Here is an 8,084-nt window from a genome sequence, read left to right as displayed (position 1 = left end):
CGCTGGCGCTGGTGTTCCTCGCGCTCGCCGCGCTGTGGGAGCTGGCGATCGTGCTGGCCGCGGCCACCCTGGGCCGCAGGCTGCGCAAGCCGGGCGTGACCACCGCGCTGGACGCGGTGTGCGCGGCGGTGTTCCTGACCATGTCGGTGGGCCTGGTCGTCTGACCGGTGGGGGTGCCCGCCAGAGGGCACCCCCACCCCCACCCCGTCCTACCGCAGCGCCGGGGACCGCGCCCCGATCTGCTCGGCGAGCTCGCCCAGGTACGCCCGCACGAGGGTGTACACGCCCGGCTTGCCCGCACGGGCGCAGCCCTCGCCCCACGACGTCACGCCCACCAGCGCGCCCCCGACCACCAGCGGACCGCCCGAGTCGCCCTGGCAGGTGTCGACCCCGCCCCGCTCGTAGCCCGCGCACACCATCGACCTCTCGTCGTACTGCGGGTACGCCTTGGCGCAGTTCTCGTCGGACACCAGCGGCACGCTCGCGCCGAGCAGGTACCGCGACGGGGCGCCCTGCTCGCCGGTGCGGCCCCAGCCCAGGATGGTGGCCCTGGTGCCCGCCGGGTAGTCGCGGTCGGCCAGCGGCAGCGGCTGGTACGGCAGCGCCTCGGCCAGGGTGAGCACGGCCAGGTCGTCGCCGCGGTCGGCGGTGATGTAGCGCGGGTGCACCCAGATGTCGGTCACCGCCACCACGACGCCCCGCCTGCTCTGCTTGTCCTCGCGACCGGCGACTACCCGCGTGGCGCGGGCGGTCAGCCCCGCCGCGCAGTGCCCGGCGGTGAGCACCTTCCTCGGCGCCACGATCGTCCCGCCGCAGAACTGGTACCCGCTGGGATCGGCCAGGTAGACCACCCAGGGGTGGTCCCCGATCGACACCCGCTGCCCCCCGACGATCCGGGGGTCGTCCGCCGCGGCGGTCCCCCCGCCCAGGGCGAACAGCACCAACACGAGCGCGACTAGGCGCATAACTCCTCCTCGATCAGCACGCTGCTACGAGGAGATTAGTCAGAATGACGCAGAGTGCTAGGCCATTCAGCCTAGCGTGCACCCCCGAACCTGTCCCTGACCCGCCCGGCGGCCCCCGCCAGCACGTCGCCCAGCTCGTTGAACACCTTCATCAGCGGGTCCTCCGACTGCGCGGCGGACTCCTTGTAGGAGCGCACCGCCGACTTGATGTCCTCGGTGAACGCGCTGGTCGGCCGGTCGTCCTCGCGGCGCGGGTAGTCGCCGGTCAGCACGGCCCGGTACTCCTCCCCCCGCCGCCCAGCGCTGCAGCTCGGCGGCCCGCACCACGGCCGTCGGGTGCGTCAGCGGCCAGGTCCGGACCAGCTTGAGCACGCTGTCGCGGACGTCCTCGACCTGCTCGTACTCCTTGGCCTGGCGCAGGAACTCGGCGGTGTCGACCTGGCTCAGGTCCATCCCGCCCGCCATCGCCACGTGCGCCCGCAGCGCGGCGGCCGGGTCCTGCCCGCACAGCAGCCCCGCGCGGTCGCAGGACAGCTCGGTCTTGCGGTACCACTCGCACAGCGCCGCGATCACCGCGCGGATCGCCCAGTAGCCTGCGGGCATCCAGCCCAGGCCGTGCTGCAGCTGCATCAGCCGCTGCAGGATCGTCTGGTGCAGCGCGTGCCCGGACAGCACGTGCCCCATCTCGTGGCCGATCACGAACCGCAGGCCGTCCTCGTCGAGCAGCTCCACCAGCCCGGTGGTGAGCACGATGAAGGGCTTGTCGATGCCCAGGGTGGAGGCGTTGGGCGTCGGGTCCCGCTTGACGAACACCTCCGGCACCGGGTCCACGTCCAGCGCCGCCGCCGTCTCCAGCCGCAGCCGCGCCAGCCTGCCACTCCCCGGCGGGTTGCTCTCCCGGAACGGGGGAACCGACGTGCACACTTGCCGCCGTGACCCCGGACGTGCTCGGCGACGACTACCAGACCCGCACCCTGCCCCTCGGCGGCGACCTGGCCGCGACCCTGGTGCGCAGACGCGCGCCGCGCGCGGACCGCGGGGCGGTGCTGTACGTCCACGGGTTCGCCGACTACTTCTTCCAGCGGCACGTGGCCGACCACTTCGCCGCGCGCGGCTACGACTTCTACGCGGTGGACCTGCGCGCGTACGGCCGCTCGCTCAAGCCCGGCGAGGTGGCCAACTTCGTGGTCGACCTGGCCGACCACTTCGAGGAGATCGACGCCGCGGTGCGGGTGGTCCGCGAGGAGGACGGCCACCGGCGGCTGGTGGTGATGGGCCACTCCACCGGCGGGCTGACCACCAGCCTGTGGGCGCACGAGCGGCGCGCCGACGGCGTGCTGGACGCTCTGGTGCTCAACAGCCCGTGGCTGGAACTGGCCGAGCCGTGGCTGCTGCGCACGCTGGGCACGGCGGCGATCCGCGCGCTGGGCCGGGTCGCGCCGAAGCTGGTCATCCGGCCCGGCCTCGGCCCGGTGTACGGCCAGAGCATCCACCGCGACCACCACGGCGAGTGGGACTTCGACACGGCGTGGAAGCCGATCGAGGCGTTCCCGGTGACCGCCGGGTGGCTGCGCGCGGTGCGGCGCGGCCACGCGCGGCTGCACCGCGGGCTGGACGTGCGGGTGCCGGTGCTGGTGCTGCGGTCGGGCCGCAGCCACCTGCGCGCCAAGCGGTGGACCCCGGAGGCGATGACCGCCGACACGGTGCTGGACGTGGCGCACATGCAGCGGTGGGCGCCCAAGATCGGCCGCGACGTGACCGTGGTCCGGGTCGACGGCGGGCTGCACGACCTGTTCCTGTCCGCCCAGTCGGTGCGCGAGCGCGCACTGGCCGAAGTGGACCGCTTCCTCGACACCTGACACCCGCGAGTACCATCCGACCCGCCCTCCGGGGCCGTTCTCCACTACCCGACGGGCGGCACCGCTACCGGCCCTCTCCCGGTTTCGGGCGGTGGTGGACGTACTCCACCACCGTGCCGTCGGGGTGCCGGGCGGTGAAGCCCACCCCGGTGGGCACCTCGACCGGCGGGTCGGTGATCTCCGCGCCCGCCGCCACCAGCCGGTCGTGGTAGCCGGTCACGTCGTCCACGAGCAGCGTGCCGTGCGTGGCGCGGAACGGCTCCACCGTCTCCTCGTCGCCCTCGATCAGCAGGAACGCGCCCACGGTGGCGATCGACAGCCCCTTTTCCGGGTAGGGCGTGCGCAGGTCCACCGGCGTGCCCAGCAGCCGCTCGTAGAAGGCGATCGCGTCCTCCATCCCGCCCGGCGGGACGTAGGCGCGGATGTAGACGCGGGGTTCGGTGCGGTGGGAGGAATCCGGATCGGTGCGCCACAAGGTCATGCCCCGAGCCTGTCCCGGCGCGGCCCACGGGACGAGACAGGCGTTCGTGCTGTGAGTGGCGGTAATAGGCTCGGCGGCATGTCGACCAGGCAGGAGTTGGGGCGGTTCCTGCGGGCGCACCGGGAGCTGCTGGACCCGGCCGAGGTGGGCCTGGCAGCGGGGTCGCGGCGGCGGCGCACGCCGGGGCTGCGGCGCGAGGAGGTCGCTGCGCTGTCCGGTGTGGGGCTGGCCTGGTACACGTGGCTGGAGCAGGGCCGGGTGGAGACCTCCCGGCAGGTGCTCGACGCGGTCGCGCGGGCGCTGCGGCTCGACGGCGACGCGCACCGGCACGTGCTGGCGCTGGCGGGGCTGCGCCCCTCGGAGGCCGCCCCCGCCCCCGACGACCCGACCGGCCTGCTGGCGGGGCTGCCCGCGGCGGCCGTGCTGGACCGGTGCTTCGACGTGGTGGCGGCCAACGCCGGGTTCGCCGGGGTGGGCCTGCCCGGCGGCAACCTGGTGCTGGCGCTGACCGATCCGGCGTGGCGGGCGCGGGTGCCGGACTGGGAACCGCTGGCGCGCCAGGTCTTCCGCCAGTTCCGCGCGCACGCCGACCGGGCCCCGGACGACCCACGGGTGCGCGGGCTGCTGCGGCGGCTGACCGCCGAGCGGCCGGACCTGGCGCCGTGGTGGGGCTGCCGCGAGGTGCGCGAGTTCCGCTCGGCGAAGGCGACCGTGGACGGCCTGCCCCGGACGTTCACGCTGCTGCGCCCCGGCGGCGACACCGACGCCGGGGTGCTGGTGCTCGGCGCGGGGTGAGCCTCAGAGCAGCCCGGCCCGCGCGGCGGCCAGCGCCGCGCGGGCGCTGCGCTCGGCCACCTCCCGGTCGACCGGCTCGCCGGTGACGAAGACCCGGTAGAACAGCGGGGCGCAGGTCAGCCGGATCAGCTCGACCGCGTCCGTGGTCGCCGGGAGTTCCCCCCGCGCGACGGCCCTGCTCACCACCTCGGCCGCGCGCCGGTGGCGGTCGGCGTAGAAGCGGGCCATCGCCTCGCGGGCGCGGCTGGACTGCAGCGCGGCGGCCACCACGGCGACGGGCGCGGTGCGGCGCGCCGGGTCGGCGAAGGTCCGCGCCACGTCGTCGGCGACCGCGATCAGGTCACCCTCGACCGAACCGGTGTCCGGCACCGGCCAGTCCGCGTCGCGCGAGTGCTCCAGGGCGTCGGCGATCAGCTCGTCGACGGTGCCCCAGCGCCGGTAGACCGTGGTCTTGTGGACGCCCGCGCGGGTGGCGACGTTCTCCACGGTGAGCCGGAGGTAGCCGCCCTCGGCCAGTTCGGCGAAGGTCGCGTCGATGACGGCGGCGCGCACGCGGGCCGAGCGCCCACCCGGTCGAGCAGTCACAATGCAACTCCAGTTGCGTTAAGGCGGTCCGAGCTGCCATGCTAACGCAACCAAAGTTGCGATAGGAGTGCCCTTGACCCCCGACCCGACCGTGCTCCACCCGATGCCCGAGCACCCGCGCGTGGTGCTGCTCAAGCCGCTGATCACCTCACCCACCATCGAGGTGGGCGAGTACACCTACTACGACGACCCCGAGCACGCGACGGAGTTCGAGACGCGCAACGTCCTCTACTCCTACGGCCAGGAGAGGCTGGTCATCGGCAAGTTCTGCGCGCTGGCCGCCGGGACGACGTTCATCATGGCGGGTGCCAACCACCTGACCTCCGGCCCGTCCACCTTCCCCTTCACCATCTTCGGCGGCGAGTGGGCGCGCAAGACCCTCGACCTCGTGGTCGACGCCCCCACCCGCGGCGACACCGTGGTCGGCAACGACGTCTGGTTCGGCTACCGCAGCCTGATCATGCCGGGCGTGCGCATCGGCGACGGCGCGATCATCGCCGCCGGAGCCGTGGTCACCTCCGACGTGCCGCCCTACACCGTGGTCGGCGGCAACCCGGCGCGGCCGGTGAAGCAGCGCTACCCCGACGAGGACGTGCGGCTGCTGCTGCGCGCGGCGTGGTGGGACTGGCCGACCGACCTGATCACCGAGCACGTGCGCACCATCATGTCCGGCACCCCCGCCGAGATCGCGCGGATAGTTGGGCTGGACTGACCCGTGTCGGACGACCGCTGCCGTGGGACGACCGGGTCCAGCCGATCGGCCTAACGCGCGCGGGGTGATCCGCGCGATCATGGTCGGTGGGAGGGCGCCATGCCGGACGACTTCGACCAGTACTGCGACCTCACCATGCGCGGCGGGACGACCAGCGGGGTCGTCTACCCGTTGGCGGTGGTGGAACTCGCGCGGCACTACCGGTTCCGCTCCCTCGGCGGGGCCTCCGCCGGGGCGATCGGGGCGGCGTTCACCGCGGCGGCGGAGCGGGGGCGCGACAGCGGCGGGTTCCAGCGGCTGGAGGAGGTCGTCGACTGGTTCGCCGACGGGCGGTGGCGGCTGGCGCAGCTGTTCCAGCCCAGCGACCGGACCCGCAAGCTGTACCGGATCGTGGCGGCGTCGATGCAGCGGCGCGACACCACCGGGCGCAGTGCGCTGACGTGCACGCTGCTGGCGCTGCTCGGGGCGATCGGGGTGCGCGCCAAGGCGGCGCTGGCCCTGGTGCTGGCGCTGTGGTTGGCCGGGCCGACGCTGTGGGCGGGCGCGGTCGACTGGCGCGGCACGCCGCGCTGGGTGCTCGTCGCGGTGGTCGTGGCGGTGGCCGTGGTCGTGCCGTGGGTGCTGGCCAACGTCCTGCCCAGGGGTCGGGACGCGGTGCTGCGGCGACTGGGGACGGCGGTGCTGCTGGCGTCGCCCCTGGTGCCGGTGGCGATCAGGACGCGGTGGACGGCGGAAAGCCTGGCGTCGGCGGCGACGGCCGTGGTGTGGTGGCTGGTGCTGGGGTTCGCGTTCGTCAGCGCGGTCGCCCTGACCTACGGGTTGGGCGCGCGGCGCTTCCTGGCGCGGGAGGCCCGGTCCCTCCACTTCGGACTGGTGCCCGGCACCGGGCGGTTCCGGCCGGGTTTCTGGGACCGGCGGTGCGGCGTGCCCGCCTCGACCGGCGTGCCGCCGCTGAGCGACTGGATCGCCGAGCGGCTCGACGACCTCTCCGGCGTGGCGGGGCTGCGGTTCAGCGACCTGAACACCAACCTGGTGCTGATGACCACGGACCTGTCGGAGGGACGTCCTTACCGGTTGCCGTTCAACGACACCGCGGACTCGTGGTCGTACTGCGCGCGGTGCCTGGAAAACGTTGTGCCGCAACGGGTCGTGGCGCAGCTGGGGCAGCAGCCCGGTGAACACCGGTGCCCGCTGCACCCCGAGGAGCCCCTGCGGGCGCTGCCGCGCGACCTGCCGGTGGCGCTGGCGGTGCGGATGAGCATGCCGCTGCCCGGCCTGATCGCGGCGGTGCCGCTGTGCCGGACCGAGCCGGAGCCGCGGGTGCACTGGTTCTCCGACGGCGGCATCACCAGCAACTTCCCCATCCACTTCTTCGACAGCCTGCTGCCGCGCTGGCCCACGTTCGGCTTGAGCCTGCAGGGCTACCCCGGCCCCGGCGCGCCGGAGGTGTGGCTGCCCGAGCAGGACGCGTCGACCGAGGGCGCACCGTGGCGCGGCGTCGACGGGGTGCGGGGGTTCGTCACGGCGATCCTGGACACCATGCTGGGGTGGCGGGACACCATGCAGTCGGCGCTGCCGGGGTACCGGGGGCGGATCGCGCACGTGCGGCTGCGCGGGGACGAGGGCGGCACCAACCTGTTCATGCGGCCCGAGACGATCCGGGCGCTGGCCGAGCGGGGGCGGACCGCGGGGGTGCTGCTGCGCACCCGCTTCACCTCGGACGGCGGCACGCGGACCGACCGGTACCGGTGGATCAGGATGCGCATGGCCATGCGCGAGTACCAGGAGCTGGCGGCGCAGGCCGCGCAGCGCGGGCAGCTGTACCGGGAGCTGGCGGCGAACTACCCCATCCCGCCCGACCTGCACGGGTGGTTCGCCTCGCCGCCCTCCGGCGCCGACCCGCACGCCGCCGACATCGCGCTGACCCTCGACGCGCTGGGCAACGTCGTGGCGGGCCCCTTCGACGGCGCTCCGCCCGTCGACCCGGACCTGCGGCTGACCCCGCCCGAGTGATGCGCGACCGGGGTGGCGGTGTCAGGGCTTGCGGCCGACGCCCACGAGGGCGCTGATGTAGCCGTCGTCGCCGTCGGGGTGCCACTCGGGGAGCATGACCACGCCGGGCTCGACCAGGTCCCAGCCGTCGAAGAACGGGACGACCTCCGCGCGGGAGCGCAGCACCAGCGGGCTGTCGGTGCGCTTGTAGACGTCCTGGACGCGCGCGGTGTCCGCGTGCCCCTCCACCTGCACGCCCTCCAGGCTGCCGTGCGAGATCACCAGGTAGCTGCCGGGCGCCAGGGCCTCGCGGTAGCGCGCGACCGCGCCCGCCGGGTCGTCGGCGTCCTGCACGAAGTGCAGCACCGCCACCATCAGCACGCCGATCGGCCGCTCGAAGTCGAGCAGCTCGCGGACCTGCGGGTGCTCCAGCACCGACGCCGGGTCGCGCAGGTCGGCCTGCACCGCCAGGGCGCGCGGGTTGCCCTGCAGCAGGGCCGTGCTGTGCGCCACGGCCACCGGCTCGACATCCACGTAGACCACGCGGGCCTGGTCGGCGATCTCGTGCACGTTGCCCACGGTCGGGATGCCCGAGCCCAGGTCGAGGAACTGGTCGATCCCCTGCGCCAGCAGGTAGCGCACCGCGCGCCGCAGGAACGAGCGGTTCGCCCGCGCCGCGCCCGCCATGCCGGGGT

General features: G+C 74.2%; 9 protein-coding genes. 4 read left to right on the top strand and 5 right to left on the bottom strand.

The window, feature by feature from the left end; genetic code table 11:
* Positions 1 to 209: 209 nt before the first annotated feature.
* Together IEZ00_RS10145 and IEZ00_RS10140 are read right to left on the bottom strand one after the other, a co-directional pair.
* Positions 210 to 965: a S1 family peptidase gene (locus IEZ00_RS10145; RefSeq protein WP_189222926.1), complete on the bottom strand. Its 756-nt coding sequence runs from the start codon at positions 963 to 965 to the stop codon at positions 210 to 212.
* A 66-nt stretch (positions 966 to 1,031) separates the two neighbouring features.
* On the bottom strand, positions 1,032 to 1,889 hold the full coding sequence (locus tag IEZ00_RS10140; protein ID WP_229795372.1) for a M48 family metallopeptidase: 858 nt from the start codon (positions 1,887 to 1,889) through the stop codon (positions 1,032 to 1,034).
* A gap of 8 nt (positions 1,890 to 1,897) precedes the next feature.
* Between IEZ00_RS10140 and IEZ00_RS10135 the strand changes: the two genes are divergently transcribed.
* Positions 1,898 to 2,824 (top strand): alpha/beta hydrolase, encoded by a 927-nt coding sequence (locus IEZ00_RS10135; RefSeq protein WP_189222925.1) that lies wholly within the window; start codon positions 1,898 to 1,900, stop codon positions 2,822 to 2,824.
* A 64-nt stretch (positions 2,825 to 2,888) separates the two neighbouring features.
* Here IEZ00_RS10135 and IEZ00_RS10130 read toward each other — a convergent pair whose 3' ends face one another.
* Positions 2,889 to 3,305, bottom strand: a complete 417-nt coding sequence (locus IEZ00_RS10130) for a VOC family protein (protein ID WP_189222924.1) — start codon at positions 3,303 to 3,305, stop codon at positions 2,889 to 2,891.
* A 78-nt stretch (positions 3,306 to 3,383) separates the two neighbouring features.
* On the opposite strand from IEZ00_RS10130, the gene IEZ00_RS10125 reads away from it, so the two are divergent.
* Entirely contained in the window at positions 3,384 to 4,100 is a 717-nt protein-coding gene (locus IEZ00_RS10125) for an MmyB family transcriptional regulator (RefSeq protein ID WP_189222923.1), read from the top strand.
* Between the two features lie 3 nt (positions 4,101 to 4,103).
* Here IEZ00_RS10125 and IEZ00_RS10120 read toward each other — a convergent pair whose 3' ends face one another.
* Positions 4,104 to 4,685: a TetR/AcrR family transcriptional regulator gene (locus IEZ00_RS10120; RefSeq protein WP_189222922.1), complete on the bottom strand. Its 582-nt coding sequence runs from the start codon at positions 4,683 to 4,685 to the stop codon at positions 4,104 to 4,106.
* A 103-nt stretch (positions 4,686 to 4,788) separates the two neighbouring features.
* Between IEZ00_RS10120 and IEZ00_RS10115 the strand changes: the two genes are divergently transcribed.
* Together IEZ00_RS10115 and IEZ00_RS10110 are read left to right on the top strand one after the other, a co-directional pair.
* Positions 4,789 to 5,397 (top strand): CatB-related O-acetyltransferase, encoded by a 609-nt coding sequence (locus IEZ00_RS10115; RefSeq protein ID WP_373293112.1) that lies wholly within the window; start codon positions 4,789 to 4,791, stop codon positions 5,395 to 5,397.
* 99 nt (positions 5,398 to 5,496) lie between these two features.
* Positions 5,497 to 7,410, top strand: a complete 1,914-nt coding sequence (locus IEZ00_RS10110; RefSeq protein ID WP_229795370.1) for a patatin-like phospholipase domain-containing protein — start codon at positions 5,497 to 5,499, stop codon at positions 7,408 to 7,410.
* 21 nt (positions 7,411 to 7,431) lie between these two features.
* On the opposite strand, the gene IEZ00_RS10105 is transcribed toward IEZ00_RS10110, so the two are convergent.
* Positions 7,432 to 8,084: SAM-dependent methyltransferase (locus tag IEZ00_RS10105; protein WP_229795368.1), on the bottom strand; the 653-nt coding region annotated here is incomplete at its 5' end.

Origin of the sequence: Saccharothrix coeruleofusca (genome assembly GCF_014648515.1) — a bacterium.
In the GTDB taxonomy this organism is placed as follows: domain Bacteria; phylum Actinomycetota; class Actinomycetes; order Mycobacteriales; family Pseudonocardiaceae; genus Actinosynnema; species Actinosynnema coeruleofuscum.
Note: the sequence above shows the minus strand (reverse complement) of the source record. Positions and strands in the feature narration are given on the sequence as shown.

Bases quoted from the DNA above. Each gene is read 5' to 3' on its own strand.
- IEZ00_RS10145 (WP_189222926.1), bottom strand. From the start codon at position 965: ATGCGCCTAGTCGCGCTCGTGTTGGTGCTGTTCGCCCTGGGCGGGGGG.
- IEZ00_RS10130 (WP_189222924.1), bottom strand. From the start codon at position 3,305: ATGACCTTGTGGCGCACCGATCCGGATTCCTCCCACCGCACCGAACCC.
- IEZ00_RS10125 (WP_189222923.1), top strand. From the start codon at position 3,384: ATGTCGACCAGGCAGGAGTTGGGGCGGTTCCTGCGGGCGCACCGGGAG.
- IEZ00_RS10115 (WP_373293112.1), top strand. From the start codon at position 4,789: ATGCCCGAGCACCCGCGCGTGGTGCTGCTCAAGCCGCTGATCACCTCA.
- IEZ00_RS10110 (WP_229795370.1), top strand. From the start codon at position 5,497: ATGCCGGACGACTTCGACCAGTACTGCGACCTCACCATGCGCGGCGGG.